This window comes from Streptomyces panaciradicis, assembly GCF_023516615.1.
Classification (GTDB): Bacteria; Actinomycetota; Actinomycetes; order Streptomycetales; family Streptomycetaceae; genus Streptomyces; species Streptomyces panaciradicis.
In genome coordinates this window covers 1-20,785 of the sequence record NZ_JAMGBF010000027.1, presented here as the reverse complement: position 1 = coordinate 20,785, position 20,785 = coordinate 1, and the positions used below count along the sequence as shown (strand labels likewise).

Here is a 20,785-nt window from a genome sequence, read left to right as displayed (position 1 = left end):
GGCCGAAGTCGCCCCGGCGCGCTCACTCCGCCCGGCGGGCCGGCTCCAGCGGCCGCACCGCAGCGTCGAGCAGCGGCGCCTGGGAGGAGGCCAGCCGTACGCCCAGTGCCATAAGGGCCGTCAGGCAGGCGCAGACGGCGGCCAGGCCGGCGATCCAGCCCGGCGCGAGCGTGAGGCCGAGCGCCCGGGACAACTGGTCCGAGCGGAACCGTCCTTCGTACAGCTGGCCCGCGGCCAGCACCGCCGGCACCACGACGGCCACCACGAGCACGGCGAACGTGGGCCGCAGGATCAGCAGTGCGGCGACCACCGCGCACAGGGCGGAGACGCCGAGCGCGATGCCGTACGTGCGCGGTGTCACGTCGTCGCGGTGGACGGGGAACCAGAGCATCGCGCACAGCAGGAGCGCGGTGGCGGCGGCGAAGGCCGGCCAGGCGTGGCGCGCGGCGGGCCGGGGCGGTGTGGGGGTGAACCGGCGCGGTGTCCCGCTCTCGTGGGGCGTGTCCGGGATCTCGGGATCGGGGCCGGGCGGCGCGCCGTCCGTGTCGGCTTCCGGCGCGTCCCGCGGTTCCGCCTCGGGCAGGGCCGCCCGCGCGTCGCGTTCCTGGCTCAGGCGGCCGATGAGTTCGACCAGTTCCTCCACCGGCCGCGCCGTGGCGGCCACGCGTGCCGCCTCCTGCCCGCAGTGCGGTTCGACCGGCGTGCGGTGCAGCAGCGCCATCAGCCGGGTCACCTCCTCCACCGGGCGGGACCCGGCGGCGGCGCGGATCGCCTCGTCGGCGCTGTCGGGATCGCGTGGCGGCCGGGTCAGGAGGGCGACCAGACGGGTGACGTCCTCCACGGAGCGGTCGGTGCCGACCGCGCGCAGGGCGTCGACGGTGGCCTGGGCGTACTGCGGGGACTGCTCCAGGAGGGTGATCAGATGGGCGACCTCCTCCAGTGGCCGGTCGGCGACCGCGGCGTGCACCAGAGCGCCGACCGGGTCGCTGTGGGGGGCGGCTATGGAGGTGCCGTTGGGTTCGGGGGACGACGAGCGGACGCTCATGTGCTGTGCTCCATGCAAGAAAGGGCGTGGTTCGGCAGCTCTCGGGCCGTCGACACGGTTGACGCGACGTTACGTGCAACTACCACCTGTCACCACCGCACCGTGTCACTCGGGTGACCCGGGGGTGCGGGCCGCGCGTGCCACGGGTAAGGCGGCAGGACGTACGACGGCCGGATGCGGGAATCCGTCCAGTGGCGGGCCGCTCGGCGCGCCGGACGGAGGAAGATCCGTGGATACGACCACGACCGTGATCGTCATCGCCGCGGTCCTCGCGGCACTCGTGCTCGCGGCGGCCGTCGCCGTGCTGGTCCGCCTGGTGCGGACGCGGCGCGATCTGAGCAGAGCGGGCCTGCCGACCGGGCCGCGCTGGGTTTTCTGGGGGGCCGTCCTCTACTTCGTCCTGCCCGTCGACCTGTTGCCCGACCCCGTCTATCTGGACGACATCGGCGTCCTTCTCCTCGCCCTGCATCATCTGCGTGCGCCACTTCGCGGGATCTATGGTCACAAATCCCCCTTGACTACGCAGAGTAAGGAAACCAATCACCCGTTCGATTCGTATAAGTGACTGGAAGGGCAAGGCAGTCGGCGGACCGGCGCCGTCCCGGAGGGGGGACGGCCCGGTCGGCGCAGCACCGACGAGGGAGACACGATGCAACCGTTCGCGCTCAACTACGCACGTCCGGCGGTGGAGTTGGAGGCCACGACTCCGTACGCCTACGACGGCGCGCTGCAGTTGAACGTGCTCATGGACGGCCGGGTCGCCGCGAGCGACCTCGCTCTGCTGAGGGAATTGGGGACCACGACCTCGACGGCCGGTTCCAAGACTCACTTCGACGACTGAACGCGGAACCGCCCACGATGACCGTCCTGATCCTGACCTGTGAAGAGGATGTGACCGCCGACATGGTGGTGGTGCACCTCAACGCGTCCGGGGTCCCGGTGGTCCGCCTGGACCCGGCGGACCTCCCGGGCGGTGTCGCGCTGTCGGGCGAGTATGTGCACGGGGCCTTCCGCGGACACCTGCAGTCCGCGGGCCGGCTGGTGAGCATCGCCGGCCTGCGCTCCATCTGGGTGCGCAGGCCCGGCGCCCCGGCCGCGCGCGCTCCGCAGTCCTCCGGCTGGCTGACCGAGGAGTCCTCACAGGCGCTGTACGGCATGCTCCGCGGCAGCGGGGCCCGCTGGATGAACCATCCGGACGCGGCCCGGCAGGCCCGCCACAAGCCGTGGCAGCTGCGGCTGGCGCAGGACTGCGGGCTGCCCGTGCCGGCCACTTTGATCACGACGTTCCCGCAGGCCGCGCGGGAGTTCGCGGAGCGCTTCCCGGACCTGGTGGTCAAGCCGGTCTCCGGGGCGCACCCGCAGGATCCGCCCCGGGCGGTGCCGACCAGCAGGGTGGCGCCGGACACGGACTTCTCCGCCGTCGCCTTCGGGCCCACGCTGCTGCAGCGGCGCGTCGCCAAACGGGCGGACATCCGGCTGACCGTGGTGGGCGGGCGGATGCTGGCGGCCCGCAAGGAGACGCCCGCGGGCGCCGACCCGGACGCGGTGGACGTGCGCTTCGCGCCGGGGGACGTGCCGTGGCGGGCCACCGAGGTGCCGCCGCGCGTGGCGGAAGCCGTCCGCTCCTACCTGAACCGGGCGCAACTGGCCTATGGCGCCTTCGACTTCGCCGAGGACGCCGACGGGACGTGGTGGTTCCTGGAGTGCAACCAGTCGGGACAGTTCGGCTTCGTCGAGGTGGAGACGGGCCAGCCGATCGCCCGTGCCGTCGCGGAGTGGCTCGCCAGGCCCGGTCCGGAATCCGGCGACCGGGTCGACGACGCGGACGCCTCGGTGTGTTGACGGGTGGTCAGTGGGGCAGCGAGCCGGGCAGCAGCGCCGTCCGCTGCCATCCCGCGCCCGGCGAGGCGGGCCGCTCGGGCGTCAGTCCCGCGCCGAAGGACGACAACGGTCGCATCGCGTACTCCAGTTCGCGGCTGACGCGCTCGGCCTCCCTGCGGGTCTGAAGGGGGATGTCGCCGCGTTCGGCGACGAGCCGGTCGTAGATGGGGGAATCCTGAAACACCCTCGACGCGCCTTTCGTATGCCGGCCCATAGGTATGGGCACAGTTGTCGAGTGTAAGCGTCTCGGCAGACCGCGGTGTGAATTCCCCGGAGCGCCCGGGCCACGGCTCTCGGGCCGGGCCGGGGGTCAGGCTCCCGTGGTGGAGCCCGGGCGGACGATCATCAGCACGGTCACGGCTGCCCACAGCAGGTTGAACACCCCGGTGAACATGGCCAGTCGCACGGTGACCGGCCGCTCGACGGGCCGCCCCGCGTCCAGTTCCGCGAGGAGTTCGTCCTGGCGGGGCAGCACGAAGGCGATCAGCAGGCCGGCCGCGACGGCGGTCAGGGTGAGGGACGCGATGAGCCATCCGCTGCCCAGGACGCCCATCGCGGCCGCGGTGGCGATCCCGAGGGCGGGCACGGCGGCCGCGATGCCGGCGTAGACCCGGCAGATGCGGTGCAGCAGCCGGACCGTGTGCACCGCCTCCCCGTCGGCCCGGCGGGCCGCGGGCGGGAACATGCTCGCGGCGACGGCCACCGGCCCCACGGCCACGATGGCGGCCAGGACATGGAGGGTGAGCAGCAGCTTGGTCATCGGGGGCCTTTCGAAGGAGTGCGGGGGCCGGGTCCGCGCTCACGCTAAGGATCTTCAGGTCCGCCCCACAGAGGCTGAATCGACAGCTTCCAACGGGTTCTCGCCAAAGCCGTCGCCAGTGGTTTCCAATCGGTGCCCAGGTCAGGGCCGTGGCGTGAATCCGCCTAGGGTGGCCTCCATGCACTCCGTCGCGATCCTCGCACTCGACCAGGTGGTGCCGTTCGACCTGGCGGCCCCCCTGCAGGTCTTCGACTGGGCACGGCTGCCGGACGGCCGCCGCCCCTACCGGGTGCGGGTGTGCGCCGAGTCGCCGGACGTGCTCGGGGACGGTCTGGTGCTGCGGGTGGACCGCGGGCTGGAGGCGCTGGCGGACGCCGACACAATCATCGTGCCGGGCCGGGCGCCGGGAGCCGGGCCGACCCCCGAGCCGGTGCTGGCGGCGCTGCGCCGGGCGGCCGCCGCGGGCACCCGCGTGGCGTCGGTGTGCGCCGGCGCGTTCGTGCTGGCGGAGGCGGGCCTGCTGGACGGCCTGCGGGCCACCACGCACTGGATGGCGGCCCCCGAGCTCGCGCGCCTCCACCCCGAGGTGAAGGTCGAGCCGGACGTGCTCTATGTCGACAACGGCCAGATCCTCACCTCGGCCGGCGCCGCGGCGGCACTGGACCTGTGCCTGCACATGATCCGCCGGGACCTCGGCTCGGCGGTGGCCGCGGACGCGGCCCGCATGTGTGTGATGCCCCTCGAAAGGGAGGGCGGGCAGGCCCAGTTCATCGTCCACGAGCAGCCCCCGGTGCCGCGCGGCTCGACCCTGGAACCGGTCCTGGAGTGGATCGAGGACCACCTCGCGGGCGAGATCACCCTGGGCGCGATGGCGGCGCGCTGCGGCATGAGCGAGCGCACCTTCAGCCGGCGCTTCCGGGAGCAGACGGGCACGACGCCGCTGCAATGGCTGCTGCGGGCCCGGGTGCGGCGGGCCCAGTACCTGCTGGAGAACAGCGACCGCCCGATCGAACGGATCGCGCAGCAGGCGGGGTTCGGCTCACCGACGGCGTTCCGCGAGCGGTTCCGCCGGGTGGTCGGCACCACTCCGCAGGCGTACCGCGCCGCGTTCCACGGGCGCGCGGCCCTCGCGGGCGCACGGCCCTGAGGCCGCGCCGGGCTCCGTCAGACGGCCGGTCTCCGTCAGGCGGCCCGCGACACGCAGTCGTCGCCGCAGGCGGTCTTCGTCCCCATCCGGCGCGCCGCGCTCAGCAGGGAGTCGGCGCGCTCGATCGCGTCCCGCACGTCCGTGGCCCCGGTCATGGCGCACAGCCTGCGGCTGACGTCCGCCAGCTCCTTCGTCGTACGCGGTGTGCTGCGTTCGGCCTGCGCGATGCGCAGCGACGCGTAGCGGGTGAGCAGCGATCTGACGGCCTTCGGGTCCGCACTGAGCACGAAAACGCCCCTTCTCTCGGTTTTCGCCTCGTGTTCCCGGGCAGAGCCGTCTCAATCCCATCCACCGTCACTCGCATCACAATTGACGCAATATCGCCCTCAATCCGAGTCTCCAGCCCCTCTGGGTCGTTGTACGCAGAGCAACGGTCTCGGCACGAAGGGTGACCATCATGGACGGATCCGGCCGCCTCCTCTGCGCTCTGTACCTCGCCACCAGCGGCGGGCTCGCCTGCACCACGGCCCTCGAGTACCGCGGCGGCGGTCCGCTGTGGGCCGTGTTCCTGTGCGCCGCCGCGACCCTGGTTCCGGTGATCGCGGTCGTACGGGAGACGCTCATCGGCGAACTGCGCACGGCCGCTGCCGGGCGGCGCCGGCCCGCGCGCTCGGCCGCCGACGAGATCGTCCGCGAGAAGCTGGAGGCGGCGTGCTGCGAACGCTGGTGGACGAGCCTGGGCACCGCCCACGACGCGGTCTGCCCGCACCGGGTGCCGCGCAGCAGCGCCGCCTGAGACGGGCGGCGCCGCCCGTGTCAGGCCACCTGTCCGCCGTGCAGCTGCGTGTACGCCCCGCCCCGGCGCAGGAGTTCCTCGTGCGTCCCGGTCTCCAGGATGCGGCCCTCGCCCATCACCACGATCCGGTCCGCGCCGCGCACCGTGGACAGCCGGTGCGCCACCACGAACGTGGTCCGGCCGCGCAGCAGCCGGACCAGCGCCTGCTGGACCAGGGCTTCCGAGCGGGTGTCGAGCGCCGAGGTCGCCTCGTCCAGGATCAGCACCCGGGGATCGCGGATCAGGGCCCGGGCGATGGCGAGGCGCTGGCGCTGGCCGCCCGACAGCCGGGCCCCGCGTTCCCCGACGAGGGTGTCGAGGCCCTGCGGCAGCCGGTCGACGAACTCCAGCGCGTTGGCGTCGCGCAGCGCCGCCCGCACGCTCTCCTCGTCGGCGTCGTCCATGCCGTAGGCGACGTTCTCGCGGATCGTGCCGTCGAAGAGGATCGACTCCTGCGGTACGACCGACACGAAGCGCCGGTAGGTGCGCAGGTCGAGGGTGTTGATGTCGGTGCCGTCGAGCAGCAGCCGGCCGGCGGTCGGCCGGATGAAGCCGATGACGAGGTTGAGCACGGTGGACTTGCCGGCCCCGGACGCGCCGACCAGGGCGACGGTCTCGCCCGGCCGGACGGACAGGCCGAAGTCCCGTACGGCGGGCCGGTCGCCGTCCTCGTAGGCGTGCGCGACGTTCTCGAAGACGACGGCGCCGCGCACCGACGTCACCTCCGCCCTGCCCTCGTTGTCCTCCAGTTCGGGCGCCTGCAGCACCTCGCCGACCGAACGCACCGACTCCAGGCCCTTGGTGATGACGGGGGCCAGGCCCGCCAGCGTCGTCGTGGAGTTGGTGAGCGTGGTGAGGAAGGCGCTGAGCATCACGACGTCGCCCGGGGTGACGCCCCAGACGTCGTAGTACGACACCAGCGCGGCGCCCGCGAGGACCAGCACGCCGACCACGTTGAGGACGACCCAGGCCAGCGAGCCGAAGCGGCCGTTGACGAGGTCGAGGCGCATTCCGGAGGTCAGGAGCCTGCTCAGGGTGCCGTCCATGCGGTGCAGCGCCTTGCCCTCCAGACCGTGGGCCCGGGTGACCGGGATGAGGCGGGTCATCTCCGAGACGCGCGAGGAGAGGGTCTCGACCTCGTGCCGGAAGCGCTCGTTGTGCGTGCGCAGGCGGGCCCGCAGCCGGGCCACCACGAGCGCGGCGGCCGGGACGACGATCACGAAGACGGGGACGAACTCCGGTGTGCGCACGGCGATGATGACCAGTCCGCCGGTCAGGACCGTGAGGGCACCGAGTCCCGTCTCGGCGGTCTGCTGCACCATCTGCTCGACCGTCTCCACGTCCCGGACGACCTTGGCCTGCAGGACGCCGGCGCTGACGCGGGAGTGGTAGCCGATGGACAGCTGCTGCATGCGGGTGCACAGCGCCGAGCGCAGCGCGGTGCCCATGCGGCGGACGCTGCCGTACAGGAGGCGGACGTAGAGGACGTGCAGCGGATAGTTGATCACCAGGATGAACAGGATGATCCCGGTGCTCAGCAGGAGGTGTTCGATCGGCTGGTGCTGGACGACCGTGTCGATGATGGACGCCGTGATCAGGGGCAGCAGCCAGACGGGGCTGTGTTTGACGGTGAACACGCCGACCGCCGCCCACAGGCGGCGGCGGTCGGCGCGGAAGAGGTAGCCGAGGGTGCGGACGGGGTGTTCGTCGCGGTAGCGGTGGTCGAGGGGTCTTTCCGACGACGACGCCATCGGCGGGGGTCCTCCGGGGTGACGGGGTGTCAGACGGCGTCCAGCTGGGCGAGTTCCTCCGAGCTCAGTTCCAGGTCGGCGGCGGCGAGGGAGTCGAGGATCGTCTCCGGGCGGCTGGCACCCGGGATGGGCACGACGACCGGCGACTTGGCGAGCATCCACGCCAGGCACACGCGCTGCGGGCTCACCCCGTGCGCGTCGGCGACGCGGGCGAACGGCGCGTAGGCGGAGCCCAGTTCACTCGCCCGGGAGATGCCGCCGAGCGGGCTCCAGGGCAGGAAGGCGATGCCGAGCTCGTCGCACAGGTCGAGCTCGGGCTCGCTGGAGCGGAACGCCGGGGAGAACTGGTTCTGCACGGAGACCAGCCGCCCGCCGAGGATCTCCTGGGCCTGCCTGATCTGCTGGGGGTCGGCGTTGGAGATGCCCGCCATGCGGATCTTGCCCTCGTCGAGCAGGTCGCGGATCGCGCCGACGGACTCGGCGTAGGGCACCTTCGGGTCGGGGCGGTGGAACTGGTAGAGCCCGATGGCCTCGACGCCCAGCCGGCGCAGGGACGCCTCGCAGGCCTCCTTGAGGTACCGCGGGCTGCCGTCGAGGGTCCAACTGCCGTCGCCGGGCCGCAGATGACCGCCCTTGGTGGCGACCAGGACGTCCTTGCCCCGGTCGTGGGAGGCGAGGGCCTTGGCGATCAGGGTCTCGTTGTGGCCGACCTCGTGGGCGTCGCGGTGGTAGGCGTCCGCGGTGTCGATCAGGGTGACACCGGCGTCCAGGGCGGCGTGGAGGGTGGCGAGGGAGCGCGCCTCGTCCGGCCGGCCCTCGATCGACATGGGCATCGCGCCCAGCCCGATCGCGCTGACTTCTACGTCCCCGATGCGGCGGGTGTGCATGTGGTCGTGACCTCTTTCGCCTGGGCGTGGGGGTACCGGAACTCCTCCAGCCTGGACCGCCCGCGGGTCGGAGGTCCAATAGAGGAACGAGAACGGATTCAGCAGCCGGGGCGCTGAATCAGGGCGTCCGCCGGCGCGGTTGCGCGCGGCGCCGGCCGGTGTGCGACGCTCACTGCCGGACGGCCGCCGCGAGGGGCGGCACGGCGGAGAGGCGGCGGCATGCGCATCGGACTGCTCGGTACCGGCCCCTGGGCGGCCATGGCACACGCGCCCGCCCTCGGCGCGCATCCCGGCGTGGACTTCGCCGGGGTGTGGGGGCGCCGTCCGTCGGCCGCGAAGGAACTCGCCGACCGGTTCGGCACGCGTGCCTACGACGACGTCGACGCGCTGTTCGCCGAGGTGGACGCCGTGGCCGTGGCGCTGCCGCCGGCCGTCCAGGCGGAACTCGCGGTGCGCGCGGCGCGGGCGGGGCGTCATCTGCTGCTGGACAAACCGCTCGCGACGACGGTGGAGCAGGGGCGGGCCGTGGTGGACGCCGTGCGGGAGTCGGGAGTGGCGTCGGTGGTCTTCTTCACCACCCGTTTCCAGACGGAGCCCGCGGCGTGGATCGCCGAACAGGCCGGTGCGCGGGGCTGGTTCACCGGGCGCGCGCAGTGGCTGGGGGCGCTGTTCGGCCACGACAGCGGCAGCCCGTTCGCCGACTCGCCGTGGCGGCGGGAGAAGGGCGCGCTGTGGGACGTGGGCCCGCACGCGCTGTCCGTGCTGCTGCCGGTCCTCGGCGACGCCCGCGCGGTGACGGCCGCGGCACCCGGCCCCGGCGACACCGTCCACCTGGTCCTCGCCCACGCCGGCGGCGCGTCCAGCACCCTCACGCTCAGCCTCTCGGCGCCGCCCGCGGCGGCGGGAGCCGCCGTCGAACTGCGCGGCGAGCCGGGCGTGGCCGTACTGCCCACCAGTGACGAGGACGCCGTCACCGCTCTGGCCCACGCCGCCGACGCCCTGCTGACGGCCGTCGGCACCGGGCGGCCGCACGCCTGCGACGCGGCGTTCGGGCTGCGGGTCACGGAGATCCTGGCCGAGGCCGAGGCCCTGCTGGAGGGCCGCACCGGCTGAGGGGCGCGGCGGCCCGACCCCTGCCCCGCTCCTCCGGCATGCGCGCACCGGCCCGCCGTAGGAGCGTGGTGGTGTGAACAGGGTGACCGTCGAGCCGGCGCGCCGGGACCGAGGCCGGCGCGGCTGGCTGCGGGGGGCGCCGCCGCCGTGGTGGGTGAGGGCTCTGCCGGTCGTCCTGATCGCGGGCGTGTGCACGGCGACGCTGATCAGCCCCGACCCGCTCGACATCGGCTTCCTGCTGGGCGCGATCCCGCCGCTGGCCGTTCTCTCGTACGGCCCCTGGGCGACCGCGCTCCTCGGTGTCGCCGTGGTCGCCGTGCTCAACGTGCCGGCCTTCCACCTGGACAGCCCCGGCAACACCGACCTGCTGACCATCGTCTTCGTCGCGGTGCTGAGCGTGTTCGTGTCCTACGTGCGCAGTCACCGCGACGCCCAGCTGGACCTGGAGAGCACGGTCGCCGAGGCGGCGCAGCGCGCGGTCGTGCCGCCGCTGCCGGAGCGCGTCGGCGCGGTGCGCTGCGCAGGCCTGTACCGGGCCGCGCAGCGGGGCACCCTGGTCGGCGGCGACTTCTTCGACGTGCGCGAGGGGCCCTACGGCGTACGGGCCGTGCTCGGCGACGTGCAGGGGCACGGGCTGTCCGCGATCTCCACGGTGGCCTCCCTGCTGGGGGCCTTCCGGGAGGCGGTCCTGGACCAGCCGGACCTGGAGTCGGTCGCCGCCCGGCTCGACCGCAGGCTGGTGACGGACTCCGCGTCGTCGCGGTACCCCGAACTGTTCGCGACCGCCGTCCTGCTGGAGTTCTCACCGGACGCGCGCTCGGTGCGGCTGGTCTCCTGCGGGCATCCGGCGCCCCTGCTGCTGCGCGGCCGGGAGGCCACCGAGGTCGAGCTGACGGCCTGCCTGCCGCTCGGGCTCGGCCTGCCCGGCGGGGGCCCGCCCGCCGGGCTCACCCTGCGGCTGGAGCCCGGGCACAGTCTATTCCTGGCGTCGGACGGCGTCAGCGAGGCACGGGACGGGGACGGCGCCTTCTACCCGCTGCCCGACCGCCTCGCGGCGCTGGCCGACAGCGACCCCGCCGTACTGGCCGAGCGGGTCTGGACGGACCTTCTGCGCCACTGCCCCGCCGTCGTGGACGACGTGACGATGCTGGTGCTCACGCCCGCGTCACCGGTCGGCCGCTGACGTCGCCCCGGGCGGCGGCCTGCTCCTGGTCGCCCTCGGCGTCGATGTGCGGCAGGATCCGGTCGAGCCAGCGCGGTGTCCACCAGGCACGCGGCCCCAGCAGCGTCATCACGGCCGGCACCATCAGCAGCCGCACCACGGTCGCGTCGATCAGCACGCTCACCGCGAGGCCCAGTCCGAGCATCTTGACGACGATGTTGTCGCTGACGATGAAGGCCGCGAAGACGCTCACCATGATCAGGGCCGCGCAGGTGATCACCCGGGCGGTGATCTCGAGGGCGTGGGCGACCGACGCCTTGGCGTCCCCGGTGCGCAGCCAGGCCTCGTGGACGCGGGAGAGCAGGAAGATCTCGTAGTCCATGCTCAGCCCGAAGATGATGGCGAACATCATCATCGGCACATAGCTCTCGATGGGCACCTTGCCGTTGACGCCCAGCGCGGGCCCGCCCCAGCCCCACTGGAAGACGGCCACCACGACGCCGTACGAGGCCCCGATCGACAGGACGTTCAGGACGGCCGCCTTCACCGCGACGAGCAGGCCGCGGAAGACGGCCAGGATGATCAGGAAGGCCAGCCCGACGACGACGGCGATGATCAGCGGCAGCCGGCTGGCGACGATGTCGCGGAAGTCGACCTGGGCCGCCGTGGTGCCGGTGACGTAGCCCTTGGCGGAGGTGCCGGAGACGGCGTCGGGGAGGGTGTGGTGGACCAGCCGGTTGGTCAGGTCCGTGGTGGTGGCGCTTTGCGGGGACTCCTTGGAGTACACCGTGCCGACCAGGACGTCTCCGTCCTTGGTGGGCGTCAGCTGGGTGACCGTGGAGGCTCCGGAGACGCCGTCGAGGGTCTTCTGTGCCTGGGAGGACAGGCCGGAGCGCTGGGAGGAGGGGACGGTGCTCTGGTCGATGACGACGGTGAGCGGGCCGTTGGAGCCGGGACCGAAGGCGTCGGTCATCAGGTCGTAGGCGCGCCGGTCGGTGAAGGACGTGGGGTCGGCGCCGTCGCCGATGTGCCCGAGCTGGAGGGACAGCACCGGGATGGCGAGGACGACGACGGTCGCCACGCCCACCGCCAGGAACTGCCAGGGCCGGCGCTCCACGCGCTGCGCGTAGCGGTGCCAGGTGCCGTGCGGTGTGGCGCCGGGCTCGGCGTCGGTCTCGGCGACGGGCCGGCGCACGTGGTAGCGGTCGATGCGTGTGCCGAGCAGCCCGAGCAGGGCGGGGACCAGGGTCAGCGCCGCGGCGACGGCCGAGACGACCGTGACGGCGGCGGCCAGGCCGAGTTTGCCGATGAAGCTCACGTCGGACGCGTACAGGCCGCCCAGCGCGATGATCACGGTGCAGCCGGAGACGAGGACGGCCCGCCCGCTGGTGGCGGTGGCGTGCCCGGCGGCGCGCACCGGGTCGGCGCCGTTCATGAGGTTCTGGCGGTGCCGGGTGACCAGGAACAGGGCGTAGTCGATGCCCACGCCGAGACCGATCATCGTGGCCAGGGTCGGCGAGACGGTGGCGAACTCGAACGCCGCGGCGAGCAGGCCCAGGCAGGCGAGGCCGCCGACCGCGCCCACCAGCGCGGTCAGCAGCGGCAGGCCGGCGGCGACCACGCTGCCGAAGCCGATGAGGAGCACGACGATCGCGACGCCGAAGCCGATCAGCTCGCTCACCCGGTCGTCGGGTGCGGGCCGGGCCAGTTCGCCGAGCGGGCCGCCGTACTCGACCTGCGCCCCGGCGGAGCGCAGCGGCTGCACCGCCTTGTCGACGCCGTTCAGGTAGCTGTCGCCGAGGGTGGAGGGCTGGGTGTCGAAGCGAACGGTGATGTAGGCGGTCCTGCCGTCCGAGGACAGCGGGCCGACCTCGGACGCGGGGGTGGACAGCGGGTTCTGCGCGGACAGCACGTGCGGCAGCTTCTGCAGGTCGCCGACGGTGCTCGACATCTGCGAGTTGAGGGCGTTCAAGGACTTGTCGCCGTCGTGCAGGACGATCTGGCTGCTGTACCCGCCCGCCGCGGGATCGTGCTTCTTCAGGACGTTCAGACCCTGCTGGGACTGGACTCCCGGGAGGGAGAAGTTGTCGGAGAAGCCGCCGCCCACGGTCCGGTTGAGGACCTGCAGGACGACCAGGGCGACCAGCCAGGCCACGATCACGATCAGGAAATGCCGGGCGCACCACTCCCCCAGCCGCCGCAGGACGCCTCCGCGGGCGGTCCCCGTTTCCCCCCTCGTGGTGTGCCTCGGTGGCATGGCCTTGGTCTCTCCCGTGGGCCAGACAATCGTCCTCATCATTAGACGCCCGCCCCGTCACTCCGGCATCTCGGGTCACCTTCCGGATGCACAAGAGGCCCGGGCGTTGAATGGTGATATCGGAACCGGGTACAGCACCGGGACCGCGCAACAGCCCCGGACACGAGGAGCAGAGATCATGCCGATGTCACAGCCCGACGCGTCCGCGTCGTCCGAGGACCGCGTCACCCCGGACGCCCTGCTCCACACCCGCACCGGCACCGAGGTCTCGCCCGAGGACCTCGTCCTCGCGGCAGGAAAGGACATCACGCCCCGCAGCCTGGAATGGGCCAGGCACAAGCTGGAGAGCGAGGGCGAGGCCGCCATGGAGAAGCTGCTGCCCTAAGGCGTGTCCTTCGCCAGGCACAGCACCGGGACCCGCTGGACCAGGTTGTTGGCGAACCCGCCCCGGTTCCAGGGCTGCTGGAGCGGCTGGGTGTGGCCCTCGGCGTCGGTGGCCCGGGCGCTGAGTTCGTGCTCGCCCTCGGTGGCCGTCCACACGAGGTGCCAGCGGCGCCACGCCCACGGCCCGCCGTCCTCCGGGTCCAGCTCGGCCTCCTGCCAGCTGCGTCCCGCGTCCGTGCTGACCTCGACGCGGGTCACCGGGGCCCGTCCCGACCAGGCGCGCCCTTCCAGCGGCACCGGGCCGGGCCGCACCACCCTGGCCCGGGACATGAAGTCGGGGAAGCCGGGCGGGACGAGCAGCGCGCGCGGCACGATCCGGGTGACCGGCTCGCCGTCCTCGCCGGACTCCTGGCGCAACCGGTAGGCGACCGCCTGCTGGAAGCCGGTGAACGGCGCGTCGGTGACGGTGACTTCGCGCAGCCACTTCACGTGCGCCATGCCGTACCAGCCGGGCACGATCAGCCGCAGCGGGCGGCCGTGCTGCGGCGGCAGCGGGGCGCCGTTCATCGCGTGGGCGACCAGCACCTCGGGTTCGGTGCCCGTGGCCACGTCGAGCGGCAGGGACCGCTGGTAGTCCTGCTCGACCCCGCGCTCCACGCCGTGGTCGGCGCCGGTGAAGACCACGTCGACGGCGTCCGCGTCCGCTCCCGCCTCGGCGAGCAGCAGCCGCAGCGGTACGCCGGTCCACTCGGCGGTGCCGACCGCCTCGACCAGCCAGGGCTGGCTGACCGGGCGGGGCGTCAGCAGCGCGCGGCCGTTGCCCGCGCACTCCAGCGTCACCCGGGTGGTGACCTGGGGAAACGCCTTCAGGTCGGCCAGGTTCAGCCTGAGCGGACGGCGGACGCGGCCCGCGACGGTCAGCTCCCAGGCCGTGTCGTCGGGGACATAGGGGATGTCGTAGTGGGTCAGCACGTAGTGCAGACCGGGCGGGGTGACGTCGTAGCGGAGCGCCTCCAGCGGCAGACCGTGGTTGCGGGTGGCCAGCGCCAGTTCGTCCCGGCCGATGCCCTCGTCGGGGGCGGCCAGCCGGGCGGGGCTGCTTGTGTCGGCGAGTCGATGGCCCATGGGCGCATTCTCGCGCTCGCCGGGCGGATCGGCACCTCCTCGGATGCCGGCGGGCAACTGCCGGACGGTCGGGCGGGGTTCGGATCGATCAAAGGACATCCGTTGACCGTTCGCCCTTTCTAAGAGGGCCTTCGGACTGACAGACTCCCGAGGGTGCCCGACTTCGACATACTCGTCATCGGATCCGGCCCGGGCGGCCAGAAGGCCGCCATCGCCGCGGCCAAGCTCGGCCGCCGGGTCGCCGTCGTCGACCGCCCCGACATGGTCGGCGGGGTCTCCATCCACACCGGCACCATCCCCTCGAAGACCCTGCGCGAGGCCGTGCTGTACCTGACCGGCCTGACCCAGCGGGATCTGTACGGGCAGAGCTACCGGGTCAAGGAGGACATCACCGTCGCCGACCTGACCGCCCGCACCCAGCACGTCGTGGGCCGCGAGGTCGACGTCATCCGCAGCCAGCTCTCCCGCAACCAGGTCGACCTCTTCGCGGGCACGGGACGCTTCGTCGACCCGCACACCGTCGCGCTGCGGGAGGTGACCGGCAACGAACGCCTGCTCAGCGCCGAGAACATCATCATCGCCACCGGCACCCGGCCGGCGCGGCCGGACAGCGTCGAGTTCGACGGCCGTACGATCATGGACTCCGACAACGTCCTGGAGCTCGAACGCGTCCCGCGCTCCATGGTCATCGTGGGCGCCGGGGTGATCGGCATGGAGTACGCCTCCATGTTCGCCGCGCTGGGCAGCAAGGTGACGGTGGTGGAGAAGCGGCCCGGGATGCTCGACATGTGCGACGTCGAGATCATCGAGGCGCTCAAGTACCACCTGCGGGACCTCGCCGTGACCTTCCGGTTCGGCGAGACGGTCGCCGCGGTGGAGCGTCATGCGCGCGGCACGCTCACCGTCCTGGAGAGCGGCAAGAAGATCCCCGCCGACGCCGTGATGTACTCGGCCGGCCGGCAGGGCCTGACCGACGAACTCGACCTCGACAAGGCCGGGTTGACGGCCGACCGGCGCGGCCGGATCACGGTCGACGAGCACTACCGCACCGAGGTGCCGCACATCTACGCCGTCGGTGACGTCATCGGCTTCCCCGCGCTCGCGGCCACGTCGATGGAGCAGGGCCGTTCGGCCGCCTACCACGCCTGCGGGGAGCCGGTCGGGCAGATGGCCGGCCTGCAGCCCATCGGCATCTACACGATTCCCGAGATCAGCTTCGTGGGCCGGACCGAGGACCAGCTCACCGAGGACAGCGTGCCGTTCGAGGTGGGCATCTCCCGCTACCGCGAACTGGCCCGCGGCCAGATCATCGGAGACTCGCACGGCATGCTGAAGCTGCTCGTCTCCCCCGAGGACCGCAGACTGCTCGGCGTGCACTGCTTCGGCACCGGCGCCACCGAGCTGATCCACATCGGGCAGACCGTGATGGGCTGCGGCGGCACCGTGGACTATCTGATCGACGCGGTGTTCAACTACCCGACGCTGGCGGAGTCGTACAAGGTCGCCGCCCTGGACGCCACCAACCGGCTGCGGCAGATCGACCACATCGGCGACTGAGCGCCGGACCGGCCGCCGCCGGCTCCGGGTCAGCCGCCCGGCAGCTCCGTGTCGTCCTCGACGACGTGGACGGCGGCCTCCTCGGCGCCGGCGGCGCCGCCGTCGATGCCCACGTCGGAGGCGATGGTCTCCTTGGTGGTGTCGGGGTGGGCGCCCTCGTCGGGGGCGACCAGCCGGCCCGCGCGGTCCGTGCCGGCCTCGGGGTCGAGCGGTTCGCCCTCGCCGCCGGGGAGGTCGCCGATCTCGTCGCCGGGCGGCGCCGTCACGTCGGGGACCTCCTCGGCGAGCCGCTGGTCGAGGCTCTCGCCGTCGTGCTGCTCGGCCGCGGTCGTGCCGTGCTTGTTCACGCCCAGCGGCTTCTCCGGCGGGGAGTAGCCCTCGTCGAGGGTGGTGTCGTAGTCGCGTTCGTCGAGGGCGTCCTGCAGGTCGAGCGGCGCCGCGTCCTCCTGCTCCTCGTTGGTTCCGGTGGGCTGGTAGGCGTCGTCGGCCATCGGGTCGGTGCCCATGAGTACCTCCTGGCGCACTGCGGCGGATCGCTTCGTACGGTGTCCTGATCCGCGTTTCCCGTTGTGCGCCGTCCAACCTCCCCGGCCCCGTGCGGCTCATGAGATTACCCATTGGTCAATCTTGAAAGCTCAAAGTGTGGGGCTATCATCACTCGCACACACGCTGTGACTACCCGGCGACGCACTGGCCGGGCGCGATCCACCACGCCTTTCGCCTGCCTCTGCCCCGAGGTCAACCCCCGTCGGGCAGAAGCTGGTTCACCACCCCCCACCTCCCTTACGGCGTCGGGGCCGGGCCGGCCTCGCGTCGCGCAATACGGAAAGCAGCGCAACCATGAGCATCAACAGGGGCAGAGGGCTGCAGGCCAATGCCCTCGGTACGTTCGACACCGTGGTGATGGCCGTCGCGGGCAGCGCCCCGGCGTACTCCATCGCCGCCACCACGGCGGTCCTCGTCGGCGCGGTCGGGCTCGCCAGCCCGGCCGCGCTGTTGTACTGCGCGATACCCATGCTGGGCATCGCCCTCGCCTTCAGCTACCTCAGCCGTATCGACGTCAACGCGGGCGCCAGCTACTCCTGGGTGGGCCGCACGCTTCATCCGTTCCTGGGCTTCATCAGCGGCTGGGCGCTGGTGATCTCGGCGACCATCTTCATGGTCGCGGGATCGCTGCCGGCCGGTTCGATGACCCTGGCCCTGTTCGACTCCGGGCTCGCCGACAACACGGCGCTGTCCACGGTCGTCGGCGCGGCCTGGTTCGTGATCATGCTGCTGGTGGTGCTGGGCGGGGCCCGGCTCACCGTGCGCGCGCAGCTCGTCATGTCCGGCGTGGAGCTGGCCGTTCTGGCGCTGTTCGCGGTCCTCGCCTTCTTCCACACCGGCAACGCCCGCGCCTTCGACTGGTCCTGGCTGGGCTTCTCCCACTTCGACGGGGTGGCCGGCTTCGCCTCGGGCGCGCTCGTCGCGGCCTTCTACTACTGGGGCTGGGACGTCACCAGCAACCTGAGCGAGGAGACCCGCAACAGCCGTCGTACGACGGGACTCGCGGGCCTGATCGGGGTCGGCATCGTCTTCCTGCTGTTCGAGGTGTTCACCGTCGCGGTGAACGTGATCCTGTCGTCGAAGCAGATCGAGGACAACGACGCGAACGTGCTGGGCGTGCTCGGCGAGGAGGTCTGGCCGGGCTGGGGCGGCAAGCTGCTGATCGTGGCGGTGATGCTGTCGACCATCGCCACGCTGGAGACCACCCTCATCCAGGTCACGCGCTCGCTGTTCGCCATGGGCCGCGACCGCACGATGCCCTCCGCGCTGGGCAAGGTGCACCGCACCTGGAACACCCCGTGGGTGGCGATCGCCGTGGTCGGCGGGGTGGCGCTGGCGATGTTCATCGCGTCCAACGCCCTCGGTTCCGTGGGGGAGATCCTCGGCGACGCGATCTCGGCGATCGGTCTGCAGATCGCCGTGTACTACGGCCTCGCGGGCCTGGCCGTGGTGGTCGCGTACCGCAAGATGCTGCTGAAGTCGGTGGGCAACTTCGTGCTCGGCGGTCTGTGGCCGCTGTTCGGCGCCCTGTTCATGTTCTGGATCTTCGTCGAGTCGCTGGGCGAGCTCGACCCCGCGGCGATCGCCATCGGCATCGGCGGCCTGGCCGTCGGTCTCGTGCCGATGCTCTGGTACTGGAGACAGGGCAGCGACTACTACCGGCCGGCCCGGCTGGACGCCAGCCGCACGGTGGAGGCGGAGTACGTGCCCGAGGACCTGGCGGTGGCGAGCAACCATGCCTACGAGGGTCTCCCGACCGACTTCTGAGGGAGACTCCCCCGATGGCGCGCGACCGTTTCGCCCCCGACTTCGACCCCGACTGCGGCGACGCCGCCCTCAGCAACGCCTCGCACGACATCGTCATCGGCCGCTGGCAGGGCCTCAGGGACCTGCTGCGGACCACCGGCCCCGAGTGGCTCGCCCGCGGCCACCGGGTCCGCACGCTCGCCCAGGCCTGCGCGAGCAGTTCGACCGCGGAGACCTGGGTGGCCGCCGAACCGTACAGCGCGGACGCGCTGGTGCTGCGGGCGGCGACGGAGACGGCCCGGGCGTTCAACGTGGCCATCGCCGCGGGCCGGGGCGCGCCGATCGACCAGCACCGCATCGACACCGCGGTGACGGCGTGCCTGCAGGCGGCGGAGGCCTATCTGGACGATCCGACGCCGTGGATCTCGCTGATCTCCGTGGCGCGGCTGTACCCGCAAGGGGTGCGCCGGCAGGAACTGGCGCGCTGGTGGGACGAGTTGCACCAGCGTGACCCGTACAGCGTGGAGGGTCATCTGCAGGTCCTGCACTACTACTCGGCCCGCTGGCACGGCAGCCACGGTCTGATGTACGACTTCGCCCGCGACGCCGCCGGAGTGGCGCCGCCGGGCTGCGCGCTGCCGGTGCTGGTGCAGTACGCGCGCGTGGAGGAGTACCGCTTCGCCCTGGACGCCGGTCACAGCGGCCGCAGCGCGGTGGGTCTCGGGCAGCACTGGACCAACGACGGTGCGGTCGGTGACGTGCGGCGCACCTGGCAGCGCTGGATCATGGGGCGGGTCGAGAGCGAGATCGCCCCGGGCGAGCTGCGCGACTTCAACTACCTTGCGCACGCGGCCTGTCTGGCCGGCGACAAGGAGGTCGCGGGGCCGTTGATGCGGATGCTGGGCCGGCGCGCGACGCGCACGCCCTGGTCGTACACCGGGGACGCGGAGCAGCAGTTCGTCAAGTGGCGCAAGGAACTGCGGCTGCGGGGCTGAGGTGCGGCGGGTCTACTCGGCGGCCTGCTCGGCCGGCCGGGCCAGGCCCGCCGTCCACTTCTCCTCGATGCGGCCGAACTTCCACACCAGCAGGGCGACGATCCAGGTGGCGAAGAAGAGGCCGACGATCACGAACCCCACGACGTTGAGGTCGACTCCCGCGACCCGGTCCCAGAAGGGGCCGTGCAGGCCGAGCTTCTGGGCGAGCAGACCGAGGAGTTCGACGGTGCCGATGAGCAGGGCGACGGCGACCGACAGGCCGGTGATGGTGAGGTTGTAGTAGACCTTGCGGACCGGCTTGGAGAAGGCCCAGCCGTAGGCGAAGTTCATGAACGAGCCGTCGATGGTGTCGAGCAGCGACATTCCGGCGGCGAACAGCACCGGCAGGCACAGGATGGCGTACCAGGGCAGGCCCGAGGCCGCGCCCGAGCCGGCCAGCACGAGCAGCGCGATCTCGGTGGCGGTGTCGAAGCCGAGGCCGAAGAGGAGTCCGAGCGGGTACATCTGCCACGACTTGGTGATCGACTTCATGACGCGGCCCAGCAGCCGGTTCATGAAGCCCCGTTTGTCGAGCTGTTCTTCGAGGGCGGCCTCGTCGAAGTGGCCGGAGCGCATCTGGCGGAAGACCTTCCAGATGCCGGCCAGGATGACGAGGTTGATGGCCGCGATGACGTAGAGGAACGTCCCGGAGACGGTCGTGCCGATCACTCCGGTGACGTCGTGCAGTTCCGAGCCGCCGTCGCGGACCGGTCCGGCGACCGCCTTGATCCCGAAGGACAGCAGCAGCGCCAGGACGAAGACGACGCTGGAGTGGCCGAGGGAGAACCAGAAGCCCACCGACAGGGGCCGTTTGCCCTCGCCCATGAGCTTGCGGGTGGTGTTGTCGATGGCTGCGATGTGGTCGGCATCGAAGGCGTGCCGCATGCCCAGGGTGTAGGCGGTGACGCCGATGCCGATGCCGAAGGACTTCTCACCGATGCTGTAGTGCTCGGGCGCGACGATCCCGACGAGCGTGAACCAGCCGATGACGTGCAGGGCGATCACGAAGGCGGCCATGCCGCCGACCCTGGTCCACTCCTCGCGGGTCATGGAGGTGCGGACGCGGTGCCAGGTCATACGGGTGGTTCTCTCTTCCGGGTGCGTGACGGTCGCGGCGGGCAACATGATGCCATCCTCCCGTACTTGCACATTGGTTGCAGTAAAGCCCGCGGCAGATCTTCACCATGGGCGGGGAAAGGGTCCGGGCGGCTGCGGCCAGGGAGACGCCCGGCGCGGTCTCACAGCGTGCGACGTCGCACCAGCACGCCCAGGATCAGCAGGCCCGGCAGCAGGGGCAGCCAGCCGGTCAGGAGGCGGTAGCCGAGGACGACGGAGGCGGCCGCGGGGGCCGGGGCGCCGGCGGCCGTGAGGGCGAGGGCGAGGGCCGCGTCGAGGGAGCCGAGACCGCCGGGGGTGGGCAGCAGGGCGGCGGCGCCGCTCGCGGCGAGGTAGAGCAGTGCCACCCGGTCCGCGGCCAGCGGCAGGGCGACGGCCCGGGTGACGGCGACGAGGACGAGGGCGTGCAGCGCGACGAAGGCCGCCGAGCCGCCCCACA

The 20,785-nt window shown here is 72.2% G+C and carries 22 protein-coding genes; 11 read left to right on the top strand and 11 right to left on the bottom strand.

Translation table 11 applies throughout. The features are described from left to right. Positions 1-22 precede the first annotated feature (22 nt). Positions 23-1,045, bottom strand: coding sequence for a hypothetical protein (locus tag M8J74_RS12005; protein WP_249836425.1), 1,023 nt, complete (start codon positions 1,043-1,045; stop codon positions 23-25). A gap of 229 nt (positions 1,046-1,274) precedes the next feature. Between M8J74_RS12005 and M8J74_RS12000 the strand changes: the two genes are divergently transcribed. The 3 genes from M8J74_RS12000 to tgmB all read left to right on the top strand — a co-directional run bounded on the left by M8J74_RS12000 (position 1,275) and on the right by tgmB (position 2,887). After that, the gene (locus M8J74_RS12000; RefSeq protein ID WP_058921276.1) at positions 1,275-1,610 is read left to right on the top strand and encodes a DUF1232 domain-containing protein; all 336 of its coding nucleotides are present in this window, start codon (positions 1,275-1,277) and stop codon (positions 1,608-1,610) included. Positions 1,611-1,694: 84 nt separating this feature from the next. Continuing rightward, positions 1,695-1,886 carry a putative ATP-grasp-modified RiPP gene (gene tgmA / locus M8J74_RS11995; RefSeq protein WP_058921277.1) on the top strand — a complete coding sequence of 64 codons (192 nt, stop codon included), beginning with the start codon at positions 1,695-1,697 and terminating at the stop codon, positions 1,884-1,886. A gap of 17 nt (positions 1,887-1,903) precedes the next feature. After that, the gene (gene tgmB, locus M8J74_RS11990) at positions 1,904-2,887 is read left to right on the top strand and encodes an ATP-grasp ribosomal peptide maturase (RefSeq protein ID WP_249836353.1); all 984 of its coding nucleotides are present in this window, start codon (positions 1,904-1,906) and stop codon (positions 2,885-2,887) included. A 7-nt stretch (positions 2,888-2,894) separates the two neighbouring features. Here tgmB and M8J74_RS11985 read toward each other — a convergent pair whose 3' ends face one another. Both M8J74_RS11985 and M8J74_RS11980 read right to left on the bottom strand, forming a co-directional pair. Further along, positions 2,895-3,110, bottom strand: coding sequence for a hypothetical protein (locus tag M8J74_RS11985; protein WP_249836352.1), 216 nt, complete (start codon positions 3,108-3,110; stop codon positions 2,895-2,897). Between the two features lie 126 nt (positions 3,111-3,236). Next, positions 3,237-3,686: a DUF2269 family protein gene (locus tag M8J74_RS11980; RefSeq protein WP_249836351.1), complete on the bottom strand. Its 450-nt coding sequence runs from the start codon at positions 3,684-3,686 to the stop codon at positions 3,237-3,239. A 178-nt stretch (positions 3,687-3,864) separates the two neighbouring features. Between M8J74_RS11980 and M8J74_RS11975 the strand changes: the two genes are divergently transcribed. Beyond that, the gene (locus tag M8J74_RS11975) at positions 3,865-4,833 is read left to right on the top strand and encodes a GlxA family transcriptional regulator (protein ID WP_249836350.1); all 969 of its coding nucleotides are present in this window, start codon (positions 3,865-3,867) and stop codon (positions 4,831-4,833) included. A gap of 35 nt (positions 4,834-4,868) precedes the next feature. Here M8J74_RS11975 and M8J74_RS11970 read toward each other — a convergent pair whose 3' ends face one another. Then, on the bottom strand, positions 4,869-5,120 hold the full coding sequence (locus M8J74_RS11970) for a DUF5133 domain-containing protein (protein ID WP_249836349.1): 252 nt from the start codon (positions 5,118-5,120) through the stop codon (positions 4,869-4,871). Positions 5,121-5,290: 170 nt separating this feature from the next. On the opposite strand from M8J74_RS11970, the gene M8J74_RS11965 reads away from it, so the two are divergent. Continuing rightward, on the top strand, positions 5,291-5,629 hold the full coding sequence (locus tag M8J74_RS11965; RefSeq protein ID WP_249836348.1) for a hypothetical protein: 339 nt from the start codon (positions 5,291-5,293) through the stop codon (positions 5,627-5,629). Between the two features lie 20 nt (positions 5,630-5,649). Here M8J74_RS11965 and M8J74_RS11960 read toward each other — a convergent pair whose 3' ends face one another. Both M8J74_RS11960 and M8J74_RS11955 read right to left on the bottom strand, forming a co-directional pair. Then, on the bottom strand, positions 5,650-7,419 hold the full coding sequence (locus M8J74_RS11960) for an ABC transporter ATP-binding protein (RefSeq protein ID WP_249836347.1): 1,770 nt from the start codon (positions 7,417-7,419) through the stop codon (positions 5,650-5,652). Between the two features lie 29 nt (positions 7,420-7,448). Continuing rightward, a complete protein-coding gene (locus tag M8J74_RS11955) occupies positions 7,449-8,306 on the bottom strand; it encodes an aldo/keto reductase (RefSeq protein ID WP_249836346.1) in 858 nt (285 codons plus the stop codon). A 219-nt stretch (positions 8,307-8,525) separates the two neighbouring features. Here M8J74_RS11955 and M8J74_RS11950 point away from each other — a divergent pair, with 219 nt between their 5' ends. Both M8J74_RS11950 and M8J74_RS11945 read left to right on the top strand, forming a co-directional pair. Continuing rightward, on the top strand, positions 8,526-9,419 hold the full coding sequence (locus M8J74_RS11950) for a Gfo/Idh/MocA family protein (protein WP_249836345.1): 894 nt from the start codon (positions 8,526-8,528) through the stop codon (positions 9,417-9,419). A gap of 73 nt (positions 9,420-9,492) precedes the next feature. Continuing rightward, the gene (locus M8J74_RS11945) at positions 9,493-10,602 is read left to right on the top strand and encodes a PP2C family protein-serine/threonine phosphatase (RefSeq protein WP_249836344.1); all 1,110 of its coding nucleotides are present in this window, start codon (positions 9,493-9,495) and stop codon (positions 10,600-10,602) included. Here the strand turns inward: M8J74_RS11945 and M8J74_RS11940 are convergent. Beyond that, positions 10,574-12,838, bottom strand: coding sequence for an MMPL family transporter (locus M8J74_RS11940; protein ID WP_249836343.1), 2,265 nt, complete (start codon positions 12,836-12,838; stop codon positions 10,574-10,576). The genes M8J74_RS11945 and M8J74_RS11940 overlap by 29 nt on opposite strands. A 178-nt stretch (positions 12,839-13,016) precedes the next feature. Here M8J74_RS11940 and M8J74_RS11935 point away from each other — a divergent pair, with 178 nt between their 5' ends. Further along, positions 13,017-13,223, top strand: coding sequence for a hypothetical protein (locus M8J74_RS11935; RefSeq protein ID WP_058921286.1), 207 nt, complete (start codon positions 13,017-13,019; stop codon positions 13,221-13,223). Here M8J74_RS11935 and M8J74_RS11930 read toward each other — a convergent pair. Next, positions 13,220-14,347, bottom strand: a complete 1,128-nt coding sequence (locus M8J74_RS11930; protein ID WP_249836342.1) for a sulfite oxidase — start codon at positions 14,345-14,347, stop codon at positions 13,220-13,222. The two genes, M8J74_RS11935 and M8J74_RS11930, sit on opposite strands and share 4 nt — an antisense overlap. 153 nt (positions 14,348-14,500) lie before the next feature. On the opposite strand from M8J74_RS11930, the gene sthA reads away from it, so the two are divergent. Beyond that, the gene (gene sthA / locus M8J74_RS11925) at positions 14,501-15,904 is read left to right on the top strand and encodes a Si-specific NAD(P)(+) transhydrogenase (protein ID WP_249836341.1); all 1,404 of its coding nucleotides are present in this window, start codon (positions 14,501-14,503) and stop codon (positions 15,902-15,904) included. A gap of 29 nt (positions 15,905-15,933) precedes the next feature. On the opposite strand, the gene M8J74_RS11920 is transcribed toward sthA, so the two are convergent. Next, entirely contained in the window at positions 15,934-16,410 is a 477-nt protein-coding gene (locus M8J74_RS11920; protein WP_058921289.1) for a DUF5709 domain-containing protein, read from the bottom strand. 334 nt (positions 16,411-16,744) lie between these two features. On the opposite strand from M8J74_RS11920, the gene M8J74_RS11915 reads away from it, so the two are divergent. Continuing rightward, positions 16,745-18,217, top strand: coding sequence for an APC family permease (locus tag M8J74_RS11915; RefSeq protein ID WP_249836340.1), 1,473 nt, complete (start codon positions 16,745-16,747; stop codon positions 18,215-18,217). Positions 18,218-18,231: 14 nt separating this feature from the next. Further along, the gene (locus M8J74_RS11910) at positions 18,232-19,191 is read left to right on the top strand and encodes a hypothetical protein (RefSeq protein WP_249836339.1); all 960 of its coding nucleotides are present in this window, start codon (positions 18,232-18,234) and stop codon (positions 19,189-19,191) included. Positions 19,192-19,203: 12 nt separating this feature from the next. Here the strand turns inward: M8J74_RS11910 and nicT are convergent, their stop codons facing one another. Then, positions 19,204-20,355 carry a Nickel transporter NicT gene (nicT, locus tag M8J74_RS11905; RefSeq protein WP_249836338.1) on the bottom strand — a complete coding sequence of 384 codons (1,152 nt, stop codon included), beginning with the start codon at positions 20,353-20,355 and terminating at the stop codon, positions 19,204-19,206. A gap of 113 nt (positions 20,356-20,468) precedes the next feature. After that, the coding region (locus M8J74_RS11900; protein ID WP_249836337.1) for a lysylphosphatidylglycerol synthase domain-containing protein at positions 20,469-20,785 on the bottom strand (317 nt) is incomplete at its 5' end.

Excerpts from the sequence above, each read along its gene's own strand:
- M8J74_RS12005 (WP_249836425.1), bottom strand. The coding sequence starts at position 1,045 with ATGAGCGTCCGCTCGTCGTCCCCCGAACCCAACGGCACCTCCATAGCC.
- tgmA (WP_058921277.1), top strand. The coding sequence starts at position 1,695 with ATGCAACCGTTCGCGCTCAACTACGCACGTCCGGCGGTGGAGTTGGAG.
- tgmB (WP_249836353.1), top strand. The coding sequence starts at position 1,904 with ATGACCGTCCTGATCCTGACCTGTGAAGAGGATGTGACCGCCGACATG.
- M8J74_RS11980 (WP_249836351.1), bottom strand. The coding sequence starts at position 3,686 with ATGACCAAGCTGCTGCTCACCCTCCATGTCCTGGCCGCCATCGTGGCC.
- M8J74_RS11975 (WP_249836350.1), top strand. The coding sequence starts at position 3,865 with ATGCACTCCGTCGCGATCCTCGCACTCGACCAGGTGGTGCCGTTCGAC.
- M8J74_RS11965 (WP_249836348.1), top strand. The coding sequence starts at position 5,291 with ATGGACGGATCCGGCCGCCTCCTCTGCGCTCTGTACCTCGCCACCAGC.
- M8J74_RS11960 (WP_249836347.1), bottom strand. The coding sequence starts at position 7,419 with ATGGCGTCGTCGTCGGAAAGACCCCTCGACCACCGCTACCGCGACGAA.
- M8J74_RS11955 (WP_249836346.1), bottom strand. The coding sequence starts at position 8,306 with ATGCACACCCGCCGCATCGGGGACGTAGAAGTCAGCGCGATCGGGCTG.
- M8J74_RS11950 (WP_249836345.1), top strand. The coding sequence starts at position 8,526 with ATGCGCATCGGACTGCTCGGTACCGGCCCCTGGGCGGCCATGGCACAC.
- M8J74_RS11940 (WP_249836343.1), bottom strand. The coding sequence starts at position 12,838 with ATGCCACCGAGGCACACCACGAGGGGGGAAACGGGGACCGCCCGCGGA.
- M8J74_RS11935 (WP_058921286.1), top strand. The coding sequence starts at position 13,017 with ATGCCGATGTCACAGCCCGACGCGTCCGCGTCGTCCGAGGACCGCGTC.
- M8J74_RS11930 (WP_249836342.1), bottom strand. The coding sequence starts at position 14,347 with ATGGGCCATCGACTCGCCGACACAAGCAGCCCCGCCCGGCTGGCCGCC.
- M8J74_RS11920 (WP_058921289.1), bottom strand. The coding sequence starts at position 16,410 with ATGGGCACCGACCCGATGGCCGACGACGCCTACCAGCCCACCGGAACC.
- M8J74_RS11915 (WP_249836340.1), top strand. The coding sequence starts at position 16,745 with ATGAGCATCAACAGGGGCAGAGGGCTGCAGGCCAATGCCCTCGGTACG.
- M8J74_RS11910 (WP_249836339.1), top strand. The coding sequence starts at position 18,232 with ATGGCGCGCGACCGTTTCGCCCCCGACTTCGACCCCGACTGCGGCGAC.
- nicT (WP_249836338.1), bottom strand. The coding sequence starts at position 20,355 with ATGTTGCCCGCCGCGACCGTCACGCACCCGGAAGAGAGAACCACCCGT.